The sequence below is a fragment of the Raineyella antarctica genome, assembly GCF_900092135.1.
GTDB classification, from domain to species: Bacteria; Actinomycetota; Actinomycetes; order Propionibacteriales; family Propionibacteriaceae; genus Raineyella; species Raineyella antarctica.
Window position 1 is genome coordinate 308,496 of record NZ_FMYF01000004.1, and the last position, 17,900, is coordinate 326,395.

14 protein-coding genes are annotated in these 17,900 nt (G+C 70.1%); 5 read left to right on the forward strand and 9 right to left on the reverse strand.

Features of this window, described 5'->3' with window-relative positions:
* Positions 1 to 54: 54 nt before the first annotated feature.
* Positions 55 to 1,173, reverse strand: coding sequence for a D-alanine--D-alanine ligase family protein (locus GA0111570_RS08225; RefSeq protein ID WP_092609060.1), 1,119 nt, complete (start codon positions 1,171 to 1,173; stop codon positions 55 to 57).
* Between the two features lie 87 nt (positions 1,174 to 1,260).
* Entirely contained in the window at positions 1,261 to 2,268 is a 1,008-nt protein-coding gene (locus GA0111570_RS08230; protein ID WP_092609063.1) for an NAD(P)H-dependent glycerol-3-phosphate dehydrogenase, read from the reverse strand.
* Positions 2,269 to 2,357: 89 nt separating this feature from the next.
* On the opposite strand from GA0111570_RS08230, the gene GA0111570_RS08235 reads away from it, so the two are divergent.
* Positions 2,358 to 2,921: a hypothetical protein gene (locus GA0111570_RS08235; protein WP_092609066.1), complete on the forward strand. Its 564-nt coding sequence runs from the start codon at positions 2,358 to 2,360 to the stop codon at positions 2,919 to 2,921.
* Between the two features lie 123 nt (positions 2,922 to 3,044).
* Here the strand turns inward: GA0111570_RS08235 and leuD are convergent, their stop codons facing one another.
* Entirely contained in the window at positions 3,045 to 3,650 is a 606-nt protein-coding gene (leuD, locus tag GA0111570_RS08240; RefSeq protein ID WP_092609069.1) for a 3-isopropylmalate dehydratase small subunit, read from the reverse strand.
* A 12-nt stretch (positions 3,651 to 3,662) separates the two neighbouring features.
* Positions 3,663 to 5,066 carry a 3-isopropylmalate dehydratase large subunit gene (gene leuC / locus GA0111570_RS08245; RefSeq protein WP_092609072.1) on the reverse strand — a complete coding sequence of 468 codons (1,404 nt, stop codon included), beginning with the start codon at positions 5,064 to 5,066 and terminating at the stop codon, positions 3,663 to 3,665.
* Between the two features lie 148 nt (positions 5,067 to 5,214).
* On the opposite strand from leuC, the gene GA0111570_RS08250 reads away from it, so the two are divergent.
* Positions 5,215 to 5,940: an IclR family transcriptional regulator gene (locus tag GA0111570_RS08250; RefSeq protein WP_092609075.1), complete on the forward strand. Its 726-nt coding sequence runs from the start codon at positions 5,215 to 5,217 to the stop codon at positions 5,938 to 5,940.
* Between the two features lie 60 nt (positions 5,941 to 6,000).
* Here the strand turns inward: GA0111570_RS08250 and GA0111570_RS08255 are convergent, their stop codons facing one another.
* Positions 6,001 to 8,325, reverse strand: a complete 2,325-nt coding sequence (locus GA0111570_RS08255; RefSeq protein ID WP_281245197.1) for a 6-phosphofructokinase — start codon at positions 8,323 to 8,325, stop codon at positions 6,001 to 6,003.
* Between the two features lie 119 nt (positions 8,326 to 8,444).
* On the opposite strand from GA0111570_RS08255, the gene GA0111570_RS08260 reads away from it, so the two are divergent.
* Complete coding sequence (locus GA0111570_RS08260; protein ID WP_092609078.1) at positions 8,445 to 9,035, forward strand: DNA-3-methyladenine glycosylase; 591 nt, start codon at positions 8,445 to 8,447, stop codon at positions 9,033 to 9,035.
* Between the two features lie 16 nt (positions 9,036 to 9,051).
* Here GA0111570_RS08260 and GA0111570_RS08265 read toward each other — a convergent pair whose 3' ends face one another.
* Together GA0111570_RS08265 and GA0111570_RS08270 are read right to left on the reverse strand one after the other, a co-directional pair.
* The gene (locus GA0111570_RS08265) at positions 9,052 to 10,908 is read right to left on the reverse strand and encodes an ABC transporter ATP-binding protein (protein ID WP_092609081.1); all 1,857 of its coding nucleotides are present in this window, start codon (positions 10,906 to 10,908) and stop codon (positions 9,052 to 9,054) included.
* Between the two features lie 109 nt (positions 10,909 to 11,017).
* The gene (locus GA0111570_RS08270) at positions 11,018 to 13,057 is read right to left on the reverse strand and encodes an NAD(+) synthase (protein ID WP_092609084.1); all 2,040 of its coding nucleotides are present in this window, start codon (positions 13,055 to 13,057) and stop codon (positions 11,018 to 11,020) included.
* Positions 13,058 to 13,232: 175 nt separating this feature from the next.
* Here GA0111570_RS08270 and GA0111570_RS17655 point away from each other — a divergent pair, with 175 nt between their 5' ends.
* On the forward strand, positions 13,233 to 13,409 hold the full coding sequence (locus GA0111570_RS17655) for a hypothetical protein (protein WP_175557399.1): 177 nt from the start codon (positions 13,233 to 13,235) through the stop codon (positions 13,407 to 13,409).
* A gap of 202 nt (positions 13,410 to 13,611) precedes the next feature.
* Positions 13,612 to 13,800 carry a hypothetical protein gene (locus GA0111570_RS08275; RefSeq protein ID WP_092609087.1) on the forward strand — a complete coding sequence of 63 codons (189 nt, stop codon included), beginning with the start codon at positions 13,612 to 13,614 and terminating at the stop codon, positions 13,798 to 13,800.
* A gap of 22 nt (positions 13,801 to 13,822) precedes the next feature.
* On the opposite strand, the gene GA0111570_RS08280 is transcribed toward GA0111570_RS08275, so the two are convergent.
* Together GA0111570_RS08280 and GA0111570_RS08285 are read right to left on the reverse strand one after the other, a co-directional pair.
* Positions 13,823 to 15,724, reverse strand: a complete 1,902-nt coding sequence (locus tag GA0111570_RS08280) for a potassium transporter Kup (RefSeq protein WP_092609090.1) — start codon at positions 15,722 to 15,724, stop codon at positions 13,823 to 13,825.
* Positions 15,725 to 15,851: 127 nt separating this feature from the next.
* The gene (locus GA0111570_RS08285) at positions 15,852 to 17,822 is read right to left on the reverse strand and encodes a potassium transporter Kup (RefSeq protein WP_092609093.1); all 1,971 of its coding nucleotides are present in this window, start codon (positions 17,820 to 17,822) and stop codon (positions 15,852 to 15,854) included.
* Positions 17,823 to 17,900 lie beyond the last annotated feature (78 nt).

The window sequence follows — 17,900 nt, forward strand, 5'->3', positions numbered from 1 at the left end:
GGCCTGCGAAGCCGGCCAGGCGGGTCAGGTCGTGTGGCCGGGGTCCCGCCGCGATCAGCGCAGGCCGAGCGGGCGCTGCAGGGCGAGCTCGATCAGCCAGGCGATCAGGTCGGGATAGCTGACGCCCGCAGCCGCCCAGACCTGCGGGAACATCGAGTACCTGGTGAAGCCGGGCATGGTGTTCAGCTCGTTGACGAGCACCTTGTTGTCACGGGTGAGGAAGCAGTCCACCCGGGCCAGCCCCTCGCAGTCGAAGGCCTCGAAGACGCGTACGGAGACCTCGCGGACCTGCTCGGCCACAGCCTTGTCCAGGTCGGCCGGCACGTGCAGGCTGACCTGCTCCTCGGGCAGGTACTTGGCGTCGAAGTCGTAGAAGCCCGAGGCTGTGTGCATCTCGATCTCCGCGACCACCGAGGCCTGCGGGCGTCCGCCGGCCGGGTCCTGCAGGACGCCGCACTCGATCTCGCGGGCCTGCTCGACGCCCTCCTCCACGATCACCTTCGGGTCCCACTTCTGGGCCTCGCAGATGGCGTCGCGCAGGCCGTCGCGGTGCTGCACCTTGGTGATACCGACGCTGGAGCCGCCGCGGGCGGGCTTGACGTAGACCGGGTAGTTCAGGGCGTCGACCGCGTCGAGGCAGGCGGCCTCGTCCCGCGCCCACTCGGCGGGCTGGATCCCGACCCAGGGCCCGATCGGCAGACCGCTGAGGGCCATCAGCTGCTTCATCCGGATCTTGTCCATCGACACCGCACTGGCCGTCACGCCCGAGCCGACGTAGCGGATACCGAAGATCTCGAACATGCCCTGGATGGTGCCGTCCTCGCCCATCGGGCCGTGCAGCAGCGAGAAGGCGACGTCGACCGGGTGGGCCTCGGTCAGCCCGTCACCGTCGAGCGTCGCGATCCGGGCCCCATCGGCGGTCCGCACCAGCACGGCGTCGGGGCGGGACTCGGGGACCTCCGGGAGGACGCCGTCCACGGTCCGCATCGCCAGTACGTCCTCGGCCGACACCTGGACCCACCGACCGGAGCGGGTGATCCCGACCGGGACCACCTCGTACCGTTCGGTGTCGATCGCGGACACCACGCCCGCCGCGGTGAGGCACGAGACACCGTGCTCGGAGCTGTCTCCACCGAAGACGACGGCGACCTTCGGACGGGCGGATGCGGCCATGGAACCTCCTGGTACGGACAACGGGCTCCACCCTACAGCCGCTCGGAGGGCACCTTCGTGCGTGCTCGCGCGCGTCCGGCCGTCCGCTCAGCTCTCGGGCTTGGGCTCACGTTCCATCAGTACCGGGACCATCGCCGCGGGAGTGGAGCGACCCTCGAGGACGGCGACCACGCCCTCCACGATAGGCATGTCGACCCCGTGGGCGCGGGCGAGGTCACGGACCGCCAGACTGGTCGCGACGCCCTCGGCGACGCCGGCACTCTCCTCGACGGCCTGTTGCACGCTGAGTCCCCGACCCAACCGCTCGCCGAACGTACGGTTGCGCGACAGTGGCGAGCTGCAGGTCGCGACCAGGTCTCCGAGCCCGGCGAGTCCGGCGAAGGTGGACTGCTGTCCGCCCATCGCCTCCCCCAGCGCGGCCAACTGGTGCAGTCCGCGGGTGATCACCGAGGCGAGGGCGTTGTGTCCGTAGCCGAGGCCGGCTCCCATGCCGACGGCCAGGGCGATCACGTTCTTGGCCGCACCGGCGATCTCGGCACCGACCACGTCGTCGATCGTGTACGTACGGAAGGCGGGGGTGAGGCAGACCTGTTGCAGGCGACGGCCCACCGCCGGGTCGTAGGCAGCGATCACCGAGAGGGAGGGTTGCCGCTCGGCGATCTCGCCGGCAAGGTTCGGCCCGGACAGCACGGCGATCCGCGCGAGGTCGACCTCGCCGGCCTGGGCGATCACCTCGCTCATCCGCATGTCGGTACCCGTCTCGATGCCCTTGACCAGGCTCAGCACGGGCGCCTGGCTGTCCCGCCAGACCGGCAGGGTGGCCAGCTGGCGCAGGTAGCTGCGCATCTGCTGGGCCGGGACGGCCAGCACGATGACCTCCGCCCCCGCCAGGCCGGCGACCGGGTCGGTCGTCGCCGTGACCAGCTCCCCCAGGTCGATGTCGGACAGGTAGTCCGGGTTGCGGTGCTGTTCGGTGATCGCGCGGGCGACCTCGGGGCGCCGTGCCACGATGGTCACCCGGTGGCCGGCGTCGGCGAGGACGCGGGCGAAGGCGGTCGCCCAGTTCCCGGCTCCGAGGATGCAGCACTGTGCCATTCGGTCAGGCTATCGTCCGTCGCCGCCTGCCGTGCGTCACCCCGCGGGGTGGCTGGCGCCCGAACGCACGGTGTGCCAGCATCCGAGCCATGACCCACGACGCCGACCTCGAGTACCTGCTGTTGCCACCGGACCCCGACCAGGCCCCCGGGTGGCGGGCGTGGCCGGCGCCTGTCCGTCGCCGGGCGGCGCTGTGCGCGCTGCTGGACCGGATCGAGACGCTGGTGGGCGACGGTCGGCGGATCTGCGTGCTGGTGCCCGACGAGGAACGACGGGCCTGGCGCGGACTCGGCGTGGCCCTGGAGTCGTACGCGGCCGTCTCGGTGGCGGCCGCGGACGCTGCCCGGGACCGGAAAGGGGCGGAGCGGGTGCCGATGCCGGCCGACGCGGCACAGGCCCGCGCGGGACGGCATGGGGCTGCGATGTTGGGGGCGAGGGACCTGCCGGTACGTCATCTGGGGGCCACTGTGGCGGGCGACTCCGGGACCACGCCGTGGACCGGCCCATGGGCCGTCATCACCGACGAGGGCTGGCGAACCCGGCTGTCCCCCGAAGCGCTGCTGGACCCCGTACTGGGGTTGCGACCCGGGCAGCGCCTGCAGGCGCTGGTCACCCTCGAGGCCGAGCCACGGCTCGTCAGTGCCTGGCACTGACCGCCGGGAGAAACAGGCCGGGGAAGAAACAGATCGGTGAGAAACAAAGTGGGCCCCGGGCCGGACGCCTGGAGCGTCCGGCCCGGGGCCCACCTACCGACGAGGGTCAGCCCGTCGAAGGTGTCAGTCCTGCGTACGCAGCGGGAGGGTGGTGACCTTCCAGCTGGGGCGCTCGGCCTCGTACGCAGCGATGTCGTCCTCGTGGGTGAGGGTGACGCCGATGTCGTCCAGGCCGTTCAGCAGCCGGTACTGGGTGTAGTCGTCGACGTCGAACCCGGTGCTGATGTCACCGGCGCTGATCGTCTTCGACTCCAGGTCCACGGTCACCTCGAGGGTCGGATCGGCTTCGGTGGCGTCCCACAGCCTGTCGACGACGTCCTGGGGGACGACGGCGACGAGCAGGCCGGACTTGCCGGCGTTGTTGCGGAAGATGTCGCCGAAACGCGAGCCGATGATGACCTTGAAGCCGTAGTTCTGCAGCGCCCACACCGCGTGCTCGCGCGAGGAACCGGTACCGAACTCCGGGCCCGGGATCAGGATGGTGGCGCCCTGGCGCTCCGGCTTGTTCAGGATGAACTCCGGGTCCTGGCGCCAGGCGGCGAACAGCCCGTCCTCGAAGCCGGTCTTGGTGATCCGCTTCAGGTAGACCGCCGGGATGATCTGGTCGGTGTCGACGTTGCTGCGACGCAGCGGGAGCGCCGTTCCGGTGTGCTGGATGAACTTCTCCATGGCGATTACTCCTCAGGCGTTCAGGTCGGCGGGGCTGGCGAGGTGACCGGCGACCGCGGTGGCGGCGGCGACGGCCGGCGAGACGAGGTGGGTACGACCGCCCTTGCCCTGGCGACCCTCGAAGTTGCGGTTGGAGGTCGACGCGGAGCGCTCCCCCGGCTTGAGCTGGTCCGGGTTCATGCCCAGGCACATCGAGCAGCCGGCGAAGCGCCAGTCGGCGCCGGCCTCGGTGAAGATCTTGTCCAGGCCCTCGTCCATCGCCTGCTGGCGGACGCGCTGGGAGCCGGGCACGATCAGCATGCGCACGCCGTCGGCAACCTTGCGGCCCTCGACGATGGAGGCGGCCAGGCGGAGGTCCTCGATCCGGCCGTTGGTGCAGGAGCCGACGAACACGGTGTCGACCTTGATGTCCTTCATCGGGGTACCGGCGGTCAGGCCCATGTACTCCAGCGCCTTCTCGGCCGCGACCCGGTCGACCGGGTCGGAGAAGTCCTCGGGCGCGGGAACGGTGGCCGACAGCGGCACGCCCTGGCCGGGGTTGGTGCCCCAGGTGACGAAGGGGGCCAGCTGGGTGGCGTCGACGTCGATCTCCACGTCGAAGGTGGCGTCGTCGTCGGTGCGCAGGGTCTTCCAGTACGCCACCGCGGCGTCCCAGTCGGCGCCCTGCGGGGCGTACGGACGGTCCTTGAGGTACGCGAAGGTCTTCTCGTCGGGCGCGACCAGGCCGGCCTTGGCGCCCCACTCGATCGACATGTTGCAGATCGTCATGCGGCCCTCCATCGAGAGCGCCTCGATGGTGCTGCCGCGGTACTCGACGATGTGGCCCTGGCCGCCGCCGGTGCCGACCTTGGCGATGATCGCCAGGATGACGTCCTTGGCGGTGACGCCCTCGGGGAGCTCACCGTTGACGTTGACGGCCATCGTCTTGAGCTTGGCCTGCTGCAGGGTCTGGGTCGCGAAGACGTGCTCGACCTCGGAGGTGCCGATGCCGAAGGCGATCGCGCCGAACGCTCCGTGGGTGGCGGTGTGCGAGTCGCCGCAGACGATCGTCATGCCGGGCTGGGTCAGCCCCAGCTGCGGGCCGATGATGTGCACGACGCCCTGGTCGATGTCGCCCAGGGAGTGGATCGGCAGGCCGAACTCCTTGGCGTTGGCTCGCACGGTGTCCAGCTGCAGCTTGGAGACCGGGTCGGCGACCGGCGCGAAGATGTCGTCGGTGGGCGTGTTGTGGTCCTCGGTGATCATGGTCAGCTCGGGACGGCGTACCCGCCGCCCCGCCTGGCGCAGGCCGTCGAAGGCCTGCGGGCTGGTCACCTCGTGGGCCAACTGCAGGTCGATATAGAGCAGATCGGGTTCCCCGTCCGCGGAGCGGACCACGTGGTCCTGCCAGACCTTCTCACTGAGGGTCTTACCCATAGGAATGTCCTCCATCCGGATCAACGAGGACCAATCTCATATATTGATACATCGGTCCCATTACGTGAGACCACTGTACCCCCGGTGATGCCGTTTCCACAGCCGAACGGGACTTGCGTTTCACATCGCGAGACTGCAATATCGAAATATGGATAACGGAAGCGGTGTCGGCGTTCTCGACAAGGCGGCCCTGGTGCTCGGGGCCCTGGAGACCGGGCCCACGACCCTGGCAGGTCTGGTCCAGAGTACGGGACTGGCCCGCCCCACGGCCCACCGGCTGGCGGTCGCCCTGGAACACCACCGGCTGGTCGCCCGTGACCTCCAGGGACGCTTCGTGCTGGGCCCGCGGCTGGCCGAGCTGGCCGCCGCCGCCGGCGAGGACCGCCTGGTCGCCACCGCCGGACCGGTACTGGCCCGGCTGCGCGACATCACCGGCGAGTCCGCCCAGCTCTTCCGGCGCCAGGGCGACATCCGGATCTGTGTCGCCGCCGCCGAGCGCTCCTCCGGCCTGCGCGACACCGTCCCGGTCGGCAGCCAGCTGACGATGGCCGCCGGCTCGGCGGCCCAGGTGCTGCTCGCCTGGGAGGATCCCGATCGGATGCAGCGCGGTCTGGAGAACGCCGAGTTCAACGCCGTCTCGCTCACCGGCGTCCGCCGGCACGGCTGGTCCGAGTCGGTCGGCGAGCGGGAGCCGGGAGTGGCCTCCGTGTCGGCCCCGGTCCGCTCCCCCTCCGGCAAGGTGATCGCCGCTGTGAGCGTCTCCGGCCCGATCGAGCGGCTCACCCGCCAGCCCGGCCGGCTGCACGCCCCCGCCGTGATGGCGGCCGCCGACCGTCTCAGCGAGGTCCTGCGCCGCTCCGGCCAGGAGGGCTGAGGGCCCCCACCAGGGGTCCTGGGCACTCAAGCGTGCCGAGGCCCGGGCCGAGCCCTGGCCTCAGCCGACGAACTTGCCGCGGACCCGCCGCTGCCCGGCCTTCTCCCCGCGGGCCTGGGCGGCGGCAAGCTCACCGGGGGCGGTGCCGAGCGGCTGGTCGGCGAAGGAACGGGTGTTGACCTTGCGAGCGACCTCGCGAAGGGCCAGCCACCACTGGTCCTTCGGGCGTCGGGCCTCGAAGTCGATGAGGTCGTTGAACTCCTTGAACGACTTCATCAGGTAGCCCTCGTCGTCGGACTCCGCCGCGAAGACGTGCTCGCTGACACCCGCCGCGAACTGCCGGTCCAGCTCCTCGATACCGCTGGCCGCCAACCTGGTCGCGACCAGCCGATCGAACGCCGTCGGGTTGCCGCCCTGCTGGACGTGCCCCAGGATCAGCGCGCGGACGTCGAACAGGTCCCCGCCCTCGGCCTCGAACAGCCGGGCCAGGAAGTCGGTGGTGTAGTACTGGGCGGCCTCCTCGCTGCGGACCGCCAGGTAGAAGCGTCGCCCCTGCTCGAAGGCGGCCGTCATCTGCCGGACGTCCTCCTCCAGCATCGAGACGGTGATCCCTTCCTCGTGGGTGTAGACCCGTTCGGCGCCGGCGGCCAGGCCGCTGAGCATCGCCAGGAACCCGCACGTACGACCCATCGTCTCGACCACGAAGCAGCGACGGCTGGCGGCCGCCGACTGCTTGAGCCGGTCGAGGGACTCCACCGCGACGTTGAGCGCGGTGTCGGCTCCGATCGCCATCTTCCAGTCCGGCAGGTTGTTGTCGATGCTGGCGGGCAGGGCCACGATCGGGATATCGAAGGCCGAGTAGCGGCGCCGCTCCTCGTACATCAGCTGGACCGCCTCGTAGGCGTTGAGGCCACCGATCACCAGCAGGCCGTCCAGCCGGCTGTCCTCGATCGTACGGGCGATCCCGTAGAGCTCCTCGGGGGCGGGGACGGTGCGACGGGTGCCGAGCTCGGCCCCGCCGAGCGCGGTCCAGCCCTCGACGTCGCCCCAGTCGAACTCCAGGACGTGCCCCTTGACGAAGCCGGGGAACCCGCCCTGGATCCCGAGCATCCGGTGTCCGGCGTCGATGCCCAGCCGCACCGCTGCCCAGACCGCGGTGTTCATCCCCGGCGCCAGGCCACCGGCGTGGATGATCCCGATCCGCTTGCCGGCCTCGGCCGGCGAGACCCGCGGCTCGGCCTCGGCGAGCGCGTTGAAGGTCGCGACCATCCGGCTGAAGCCGACACCACGGGCGGCCACCGCCCCCTCGAAGTCGTGCGCGGCCACCATCGAGGCGATCGCACGGGTCTGCTGGACGGCCTCGATCAGTGGCGTACGAATGACGGCATTGCGGTGGATGCCGAGCACGGAGGGCACGCTGGTGCTGTCCGCGGCGAGCAGGTCCTCGGTGGCCGACACCCCGAGCAGTGAGGACATCCAGCGGTCGTAGGCGCTCGGCGTGCCACCGCGCTGGACGTGCCCCAGAATGGTGATCCGGGCGTCCTGGCCGAGGTTGTCCTTCAGCGCCTGGCGGACGTCGGCGGAGGTGATCGGCCGGCCGGAGCGGTCCCGGGCCCCCTCGGCCACGATGATCACCGAGTCCCGGCGGCCGGCCTCCCGGCCGCGCTGGATCAGCTCGCACATGTGCTGCTGCCAGCCGTCGGCCGGCGGCGCCTCGGGGATGAAGGTGTAGGCCGCCCCACCTGCCACCGCCCCGGTGAGGGCCAGGTAGCCGCACTCGCGGCCCATCACCTCCACGATGAAGGTGCGCTGGTGGCTGGCCGCGGTGGAGGAGATCGCGTCGACCGCGTCGATGATGCGGTGCAGCGCGGAGTCCGTCCCGATCGTCATGTCGGTGCCGACCATGTCGTTGTCGATCGACCCGACCAGGCCGGCGATCATCAGGTTGCGGTGCGCCCGGGCCATGTCCTCGTCGATCTCCCCCGCCGCGACGAGCTCTGCCAGCAGCTCGGGCCACTCCTGTCTCAGCAGGTCGGCACCGGTCAGCGAACCGTCGCCGCCGATCACCGCGAGCCGGTCGATGCCGTGCCGGACCAGGTTGAGGGCCGCGCGCCGGCGCCCGCCCCGGTCCCGGAACTCCTGGCACCGCGCCGTCCCGATCACCGTTCCGCCCCGGTGCATGATGCCGGAGACGTCGTCCCAGTCCAGCGCGACGATGTCGTCCCCGCCCTCGACCGCGCCCTGCCAGCCCTCCCGGATCGCGAAGACCTCGGCACCGGCCTGGAGGGCGGAACGCACCACTGCCCGGACGGCGGGGTTCATGCCGGGGGCATCGCCCCCGCTGGTCAGCACACCGATTCGAGGAGGTCCAGCGGTCTCGGGCACGAGAGGTTCCTTCCGCCACGAGCGAGAGTTGTCTCCAGCAGTCTAGGCAGCCCGGGCCCGGGGACGGAGTGCAGAGGGTCGGTCCGTCACCGGGCCCCCGATGCTGGCAGAGTGGCAGGATGCTGCCGGACCTGACCCGCCACGCACTGGACGTGGCCCCGGAACTGCTGGGCTGCGTGCTGCAGTCCGGCCCCGTCGCCGTGAGACTGGTGGAGGTCGAGGCGTACGAGGGGGCCGACGACCCCGCCTCGCACGCCTTCCGCGGCCGGACGCCGCGCAACGCGGTGATGTTCGGGCCGGCCGGGCACCTGTACGTCTACCGGCTGCACGGTTCGTACTGCGCGAACGTGGTCTGCGGTCCCGAGGGCGTGGCCACGGCGCTGCTGATGCGCGCCGGCGAGGTGGTGGCCGGACGAGACGTAGCCCGAGCCCGCCGCGCCGAGCGCCGCAGTACGCCGGTGTCCGACCGCGACCTCGCCCGAGGGCCGGGCAACCTGTGCCGGGCCCTCGGTATCGGCCCGGCCGAGAACGGCGCCGGCGTGCTCGGGGACGGTCCGGTCCGGCTGCTGCCGCCCACCGCTCCCGTCGCGACCCTGGGGATAGGGCCACGGGTGAACATCGCCGGTGCGGCCGATCGGCCCTGGCGCTTCTGGGACGCCGACTCCGCGTCGGTGTCGACGTTCAAGCGGCACCCCCGGGCCGGCACCTGATGATCCCGCTCGTTGGTCAGGCCGGGGAGGTGCTCCACTCCGCATCCGGATCGGCCGGCTCGGCCACGCCGGTGTCGATGTCGTACGCCTTGAGCCGGGCCCGGTCGGCCACCGAGTTGGATGCCTGCAGGGCCAGCAGTTCGGAGTAGATGCCACCGGAGACCGCCAGCTCGGCCGGCGTACCGATCTCCTCGACCCGCCCCTGCCGCAGCGTGACGATCCGGTCGACGGTGGAGATCGTGGACAGCCTGTGCGCGATGATCAGGCTGGTCCGGTGGGCCATCAGCTCCTCCAGGCCGGCCTGGACCAGGCGCTCGGACTTGGTGTCCAGCGCACTGGTGGCCTCGTCCAGCACCAGTACCGGGGCGTCCTTCAGCATCGCCCGGGCGACGGCGATGCGCTGCTTCTGGCCGCCGGACAGCTTCAGTCCGCGCTCGCCGATCAGGGCGTCGTAGCCGTCCGCGAAGTTCCGGATGAACCGGTCGGCGTTCGCCCGGCGTGCGGCCTGGACGACCTCCTCCTCGGTGGCGTCGGGCCGGCCGTAGGCGATGTTCTCGCGGATGGTGCCGGAGAACAGCGAGGGGTCCTGGAAGACGACGCCGACCCGGCTGCGCAGCTCCCCGAAGGGCATCGTGGAGATGTCGCGGCCGAGCAGGGAGACGGTGCCGGCGTCCGGCGGGTAGAGCCCGAGCAGCAGGCTGACGATCGTCGACTTGCCGCCGCCGGACTCCCCGACCAGGGCGATCCGCTCCCCCCGGTCGGCATGCAGGGTGATGTCGCTCAGCACCGGGGTGCCGGGCTCGTAGCCGAAGGTCACCGCGTCGAACCCGATCACGTGCCCGTCGCCGGTGGACGGATCCGGTACGTCGGTGGTCGGCGGGGCGACCGGGAGCACCGCCGTACGGTCCAGCGGCTCGTCCATCACCTCGAAGTAGGACTTGGAGCCGGCGATGGCGTGCTGGCCGGAGTCGATGAAGAAGCTCATCATCAGCACCGGCTGGCGGGCCATGTTCATCAGCTGGATCAGCAGCACCATCACCCCGACGCTGTACGCGCCGCTGGCCGTCTGCAGGAAGATCACCAGGTAGATGCCGAAGAAGGCGAGGTTCAGCACGCCCCGTCGGGCGGTGTCCAGACCGTGCCAGTGGCGCGCCTGGTCCTCGGTCAGCTCGACCGTCCGGGCGTAGCGCCGGTCGAAGGCATCGAGCTCGGAGCGCTCCCGCACGAAGCTCTTGACCACCCGGATCTGCCCGATCACCTCGGAGAAGCGCCCGTTGGCGACGTCGACCTGCTCGTTCTTCTCCCCCTCGATCCGCTGCCAGCCCCGTGACGTACGGGCCGTCAGCCAGGTGTACGCCGGGAACATCACGGCCAGCATGAGCGCGAGTGGCCACGAGTAGAAGGCGCTGATCACCAGCACCGCCGCCGTGGTGATCAGCATCGAGAAGAACGAGTTGGAGAACGACTTGAGGAAGTTCGTGACCTCGGTGATCGAGCGCGACAGGCGGCCGATGATCGTACCGGTCAGCTCGTTGTCGAAGTAGCGCTGGGGCAGCCCCAGCAGCTTCTCGTAGTAGCGCGTGGACAGCACCCTGCGCAGCCGTGCGGTCATGGTGTCGCCGAGGTAGCCGCCGACGTTGGTCAGCAGGGTGTTCAGCACCTCCGCGACCAGCAGGGCGACGGCCAGCCACACCACCGCGCGGACCGTTCCCCCGCTGCCGCCCGCCATGGCGATCACCTCGTCGGTGGCCCGGCCGATCACGAACGGGGTGACCAGCGAGGTGGCGGTCATCAGCACCGAGCTGACGATGATGCCGAGGTAGTAGGGCCACAGTTGCCTGGTGGTCGAGAGGATCCTGACCAGGGATCTCATGCGCAGCTCCGTAGGTATCGGTGATCGGGACGCTCGCCACGACCGGGAACCATGCTACGGCCCGCCACCGACAGCCCCTGACCGGCGGGAGGGCCATCGGTGGGCCGGGTCAGCCGCGCGGCACGTCGCGTTCCAGCTCGGCCAGCCAGGTCGCGGCGGCCACGTCCGAGGGCATCCGCCAGTCACCGCGTGGCGAGAGCGCGCCCCCGGCCATCACCTTCGGACCGTTCGGCAGTGCCGAGCGCTTGAACTGGTTGGCGAAGAAGCGGCGGACGAAGACCTCCAGCCAGCGGCGGACGGTGGCCAGGTCGTACGCCGTCCGGTCCTCCGTGCGGTAGCCCGGAGGCCAGGCGCCGGCATCGGCGTCGCGCCATGCGTGTTCGGCGAGGAAGGCGATCTTCGCCGGCCCGTAACCGAGCCGGAGCATGTGGTAGAGCGTGAAGTCGTGCAGGGCGTACGGTCCGATCGAGTCCTGCGTCGACTGGGGCTTCTCCCCCTCTGCGACCGGGACCAGCTCCGGGCTGATCTCGGTGTTCAGGATCGAGTCCAGCACTGCCACCGTGCGCTGGTCCACCTGCCCGGAGGCGATCACCCAGCGGATCAGGTGCTGGATCAGGGTCTTGGGGACCCCCGAGTTCACGCCGTAGTGCGACATCTGGTCGCCGACGCCGTACGTGCACCAGCCCAGCGCCAGCTCCGACAGGTCCCCCGTGCCGACAACGATGCCGCCCAGGTGGTTGGCCAGCCGGAACAGGTAGTCGTAGCGCAACCCGGCCTGGACGTTCTCGAAGGTGACGTCGTAGACGCTCTGCCCCTCGGCGAACGGGTGGTCCAGGTCGGCCAGCATCTGGCGGGCGGCGGGCCGGATGTCGATCTCCTCGAAGGTCACCCCCAGCGCCCGGCACAGCTCCTCGGCGTTGCTGCGGGTGTGCGCGCTGGTGGCGAAGCCCGGCATCGTGTACGCGAGCACGTCGGTCCGCGGCCGCCCCAGCAGGTCCATCGCACGCGTGGCGACGATCAGCGCGTGGGTCGAGTCGAGGCCGCCGGAGACGCCGATCACGGCCTTCGGCGACCCGATGGCCCGGATCCGCTGGACCAGGCCTGCGACCTGGATGTTGTAGGCCTCGTAGCAGTCGAGGGCGAGCCGCTCCGGGTCGTCGGGGACGAACGGGAACCGGTCCACCGCCCGCTCCAGGCCGATGTCCTCCCGGGGCGGGTCGAGGACGAAGCGGATGGTCCGGAAGGCCTCGGTGCGCCCGGCCAGGGTGCGGCGGTTGTCGTCGAAGGTGCCCTGCCGGAAGCGCTCGGCGGTCAGGCGCTGGACGTCCACGTCCGCGACCGAGGCCCGCGTCCCGTGCGGGAAGCGCTCGGTCTCGGCCAGCAGGTCGCCGTTCTCGTAGACGAAGGTCTGGCCGTCCCAGGCCAGGTCGGTGGTGGACTCCCCCTCACCGCCGGCGGCGTACGCGTACACGGCCAGGCAGCGCGACGAGGCGGCCCTGGCCAGCAGCTTGCGGTGCTCGGCCCGGGCCACCGTGATCGGGGAACCGGACAGGTTGAGCAGGACGGTGGCGCCCGCCAGGGCGGCCTCGGCGCTGGGCGGCACCGGCACCCACATGTCCTCGCAGACCTCGACGTGGACCACCAGGCCCGGCACGTCGTCCGCGGCGAAGAGCAGGTCAGGTCCCAGTGGCACCCGGCGGCCGGCGACGGCCAGTTCCCCGCGGATGTCGTCACCGGGCGCGAAGTAGCGACGCTCGTAGAACTCCCGGTAGGTGGGGACGTACGACTTGGGCACCACGCCCAGCAGTTCGCCGCGGTGGACCACAGCGGCGGCGTTGAGGATGCGGTTGCGCCACCGGACGGGCAGGCCGACCACGACCAGCGGCAGCAGCTCCCGGCTGGCCTCCACCACCGTGGCCAGCGCCTGCTCGGCCGCGTCGAGCAGGGGGGACTGCAGGAACAGGTCGTCCAGGGCGTACCCGGTCAGGCAGAGCTCGGGGAACACGACCACGCCCACCCCGCGTCCGCTGAGGTCCTCGGCCACCTGGATGACCTCCCGGGCGTTGGCGGCCGGCTGGGCGGAGGCGACCGGCACGGTGGCCGCCGCGACCCTGACGAAGCCCTGGTCATAGGCCGAAAGGAACTGCACGGGTCCTCCTGGGTCGCACGGGAAGTGGGCCCCACCAGCCTAGCGAGGTGCCGTCGCTCGACGGTGACCCGGCCGACCACGACGCCCCGGGGCCCCTACCCCGGCGGATCCCCTCCGGATGCTCCGGTGAGCACCTACGATGCTGACTACCAACCAATTTCCACGGGAGGACGACATGGCTGACGAGAACGCTGCTTCCGAGGTCGATCGGGCCGACGACATCGAGATCGATCCCCTCGACGTGGACGACCGGGAGTTCTTCACCGACGAGCGGCCCGAGCTGCTGGAGGACGAGACCGACATCGACGATCGCCCCGACTACGTCGGCGAGGAGTTGCGCGACCAGGACTGACCGGACAGGGCGCGGACCGTGCCGGTCGCCCGGCCGGTTCGGCGTGTCTGGCTGCGCCGCTGTGGACAGGCGGCCACAATGGTGCCAAGGACCACCATGACGACCTCACTCGAAGGGCTCGGCTCCCAGGAGCCGGGCCCTTCCTGTTGCGGCCCACCCCTCAACCTGCGACCGGGCGCGTGCCCGGGGACGGAGCCCATCCATGGCCGGCAGCGCCGAAGAACCCGACACCACGACGATCCAGGTGACCAAGAAGCAGGCCCGCGACGAGAAGTCCGCGGTCGAGATGGCCCGGACGGTCTACCTCGCGATGAACCGGCGCCCGGCACCGTCCGCCGTCACCGTCGAGGCGCGCAAGGACTCCTGGGACATCACCTTCACCGAGGCCTGATCGGGCCGGACCACCCTCGCGCTCACAGCTCGAGCTCGGCCCCCATCACCACCGTACGGTCCGGCGGCAGGTGGAAGACCTCGGTGCGAGAGGCCGCATTGTTCGCCATCAGCACGTAGAGCCGCTTGCGCCAAGGAGCCATCCGCGCCTCCCCGGTCGGGTGCATGGTGAGCACCGACAGGAAGTACCGTGCCTGGGCGGCGTCGAAGGTGAGCTCGGGGCTCTTCCCCACCGCCAGGGCCAGTCCCTTGGGGATGTCCTGCGAGTCGTTGAAGCCCACGTGCACGCTGACGTGCACGATGCCGTCCATCGGGTCGCCGAGGTCGTGCACCTCGACCCGGTCCACGTGGCGGATGTGCGGGACGTTCTCGTTCACCACCTGGATCAGGACGACGTTCTCGAACATGGCGTGCGTGAACAGGACCAGCGTGCGCAGCGCCAGTGGTGCGCTGGTGCTGTTCGGGTGCGGGAAGACGGCAACCCCGGGGATCCGCGGCAGTTCGGAGTTGTGCACCGCCTCGATGAACTCGTCCAGCGGGCCCTCCAGCTCGGTACGACTCCGGGTGACCATCCCCGCCCCCCGTCGCCAGGTGGTCATGATCAGGATCACGATGATCGCGATCAGCAGCGGGAGCCAGCCGCCACTGATGATCTTGGCGAGGTTGGCCGCGAAGAAACACACCTCGAGTCCCCCGACCAGCACGGCGAAGACCACGAGCTTCCAGACCGCCACGTGCCACGCCATCCGGGCCAGCGCCAGGAAGAGCAGGCTGGTGAGGATCAGCGTGCCGGTCACCGCCAGGCCGTACGCCGAGGCCAGGCTGGCCGAACTGCCGAACGTCGCGATCAGGGCCAGCACGCCGAGGTAGAGGATCCCGTTGACCAGCGGGACGAAGATCTGGCCGCCCTCCTCCTTGGAGGTGTGCCTGACCAGCAGACGGGGCAGCAGCCCCAGTCGTACGGCCTGGCGGGAGACCGAGAACGCCCCGGAGATGACGGCCTGGGAGGCGATCACGGTCGCCACGGTGGCCAGCACCACCAGCGGCAGGGTGGCCCAGTCCGGGGCCATGTGGAAGAACGGGTTGGTGATCGTGCTGGGGTCCTGGAGGATCATCGCGGCCTGGCCCAGGTAGTTCAGGGCCAGGGCGGGGAACACCAGGGCGAACCAGGCGATCTTGATCGGACGGGGTCCGAAGTGCCCCATGTCGGCGTACACGGCCTCCGCGCCGGTGATGGTGAGGACCACCGCCCCCATCGCGACGAAGGCGATGATGGGGTGTTCGACCACGAAGGCCAACGCGTACGTGGGGGAGATCGCGCGGAGTATCGCGGGGTAGGTGACGATGTGGGCGATCCCCAGCACGGCGAGGACCAGGAACCAGAGCGTCATCACCGGACCGAAGGCCCGGCCGACCGCCGCCGTCCCCCACCGCTGGACCAGGAACAGCGCCGAGAGGATGACCACCGACAGTGGCAGCACGAGGTGCTCGAAGCCGCCGTTGACGACGGTCAGCCCCTCGACCGCGGACATCACCGAGATCGCGGGGGTGATCACGGAGTCGCCGTAGAACAGGGCGGCCCCCAGGATCCCGAGCATCAGTACCAGGGTGAGCCGGCGCCGGTTGGTCACCCGGTCGCGGAGCAGGTGGGTCAGGGCGAGGATGCCGCCCTCGCCGTCGTTGTCGGCACGCATCACGAGGATCACGTACTTGAAGGAGACGATCAGGGTGATCGACCACAGCATCATCGAGACGACCCCGTAGACGTCCACCGGCGTCGGCTTGACGTCATTGTGGTCGATGCTGAACACGGTCTGCATCGCGTAGAGGGGGCTGGTGCCGATATCGCCGAAGACCACGCCGAGCGCTGCGAAGGAGAGCGTCGCGAGGCGGGACCCGCTCGGCGCCGCCGGCGGCCTGGTCATGGTGGTATCGGGTCCGGGAGCGGCCACGGGAGCGCCGTGTGGTCGGGCTGCGGGCCCTTCCGGGGGGATTGACATGCGCTCATCGTCCTTCCGTACGTTTGAGCCGCGGCTGAGGACCGAGGTGCGGTCAGATCTCCATCTCGGCGCCCATCACTGCCGTACGGTCCGGCGGCAGGTGGAACACCTCCGTGCGAGAGGCCGCATTGTTGGCCATCAGCACGAAGAACATCTTGCGCCACCTCGACATCTTGGCGTCACCGGTCGGGTGCAGGGTGAGGACCGACAGGAAATAGTGCGCCTCGTCCGGGTCGATGTCCAGCTCCGGACTGCGACCGATCGCGAGCGCGAGCCCGCGGGGAATGTCCTGGGAGTCGCTGAAGCCCACGTGGACGCTGATGTGGACGATGCCGTCGTCCTCGAACCCGAGGTCCTGGACATGCACCCGGTCGACGTGCCGGATATGCGGGACGTTCTCGTTGACGATCTCGATCAGCACCACGTGCTGGTGGACCACGTGGTTGAAGTAGACGTTCGAGCGCAGTGCCAGCGGGGTGGTCTCGCTGTTGGGATGGGCATAGACGGCGACACCGGGCACCCGCGGGATGTCGCTGTCGCGAAGGGCCTCGACGAACTCGTCCAGCGGTCCCTCCAGCTCCCGCCGGTGCTTCGCCACCAGGCCGGCGCCCTTGCGCCAGGTGGTCATCACCATCAGCACGGCAGTGGCGATCGTCAGGGGAAGCCAGCCGCCGCTGACGAGCTTGGCGAGGTTGGCGCTGAAGAAGGCGAGCTCGACGCCCAGCACGAGGACGATGTAGACGACGATCTTCCAGGTCTGGACCTTCCACACCATGTGGGCCAGGGACAGGAAGAGCAGGCTCTCCAGGATGAGCGTGCCGGTCACGGCCAGTCCGTAGGCCGAGGCCAGGTTGGCCGAGGAGCGGAAGACCCCGATCAGGGTGAGCACTCCGAAGAACAGGATCCAGTTGACGACGGGTACATAGATCTGGCCGCCCTCGAGCTTCGAGGTGTGGCGGACCAGCAGTCGCGGGAAGAGGCCCATCCGGACCGACTGCCGGGCGACCGAGAAGGCTCCGGAGATGACCGCCTGCGAGGCGATCACCGTCGCGATCGTGGCCAGCCCGACCAGGGGCAGGGTGGCCCAGTCCGGCGCCATGTTGAAGAACGGGTTGCCGACGGTCGCCGGGTCCTCCAGGATCATCGCGCCCTGCCCGAAGTAGTTCAGCGCGAGTGCCGGGAAGACCACCGCGAACCAGGACATCCGGATCGGTCCCTTGCCGAAGTGCCCCATGTCCGCGTACAGCGCCTCCGCACCGGTGATCGTCAGGACGACGGCACCGACGGCGATGAACGCGATGAAGGGGTGGGAGACGATGAACAGGATCGCGTGGTGCGGCGAGACCGCCCCCAGGATCGCCGGGTGGCTGATGATGTGCGGCAGCCCCAACAGCGCCAGGGTGACGAACCAGACGGCCATCACCGGGCCGAACCACCTCCCCACCGCGGCGGTGCCCCACTTCTGCACGAAGAAGAGCCCGGAGAGGATCACGACGGCTGCGGGGACCACCCAGGTCTCGAACATGGGACTGACGACCGTCAGCCCTTCGACCGCCGACATCACCGAGATGGCCGGCGTGATCACCGAGTCGCCGAAGAACAGGGCGGCTCCGGTCATCCCCAGGGCCGTGACGACGGCCATCCGGCGGGTCGAGCTGACGGTGTTGCGCAGCAGGTGCGTAAGGGACAGGATGCCGCCCTCGCCCTCGTTGTCCGCGCGCATGACCAAGGTGATGTACTTGAAGGACACCACGATGGTGATCGCCCACAGGACCATGGAGATGACGCCGAAGACGTCCTCGGGCACCGGTTGGACGTCGTTGTGGTGCGTGGCGAAGACGGTCTGCATCGCGTACAGCGGGCTGGTACCGATGTCGCCGAACACCACGCCGAGCGCCGCGAACGCCAGTCCTGCCGCCGGGGTGCCGGCATGGCCCGACGCCTCCACGTGCGTCCCGTCGGCCGCACCCGTCGAGGCCGGGCCCGGTGGCTGCGGACTCGGCCGGGTGTCATTCTCGCGCATGACGACAAGTCTGCTCCTGAAACGTCGCCAGATGTCAAACACGGGACGATGGGACGGGGCTGCGCCGCTCACCCGGGC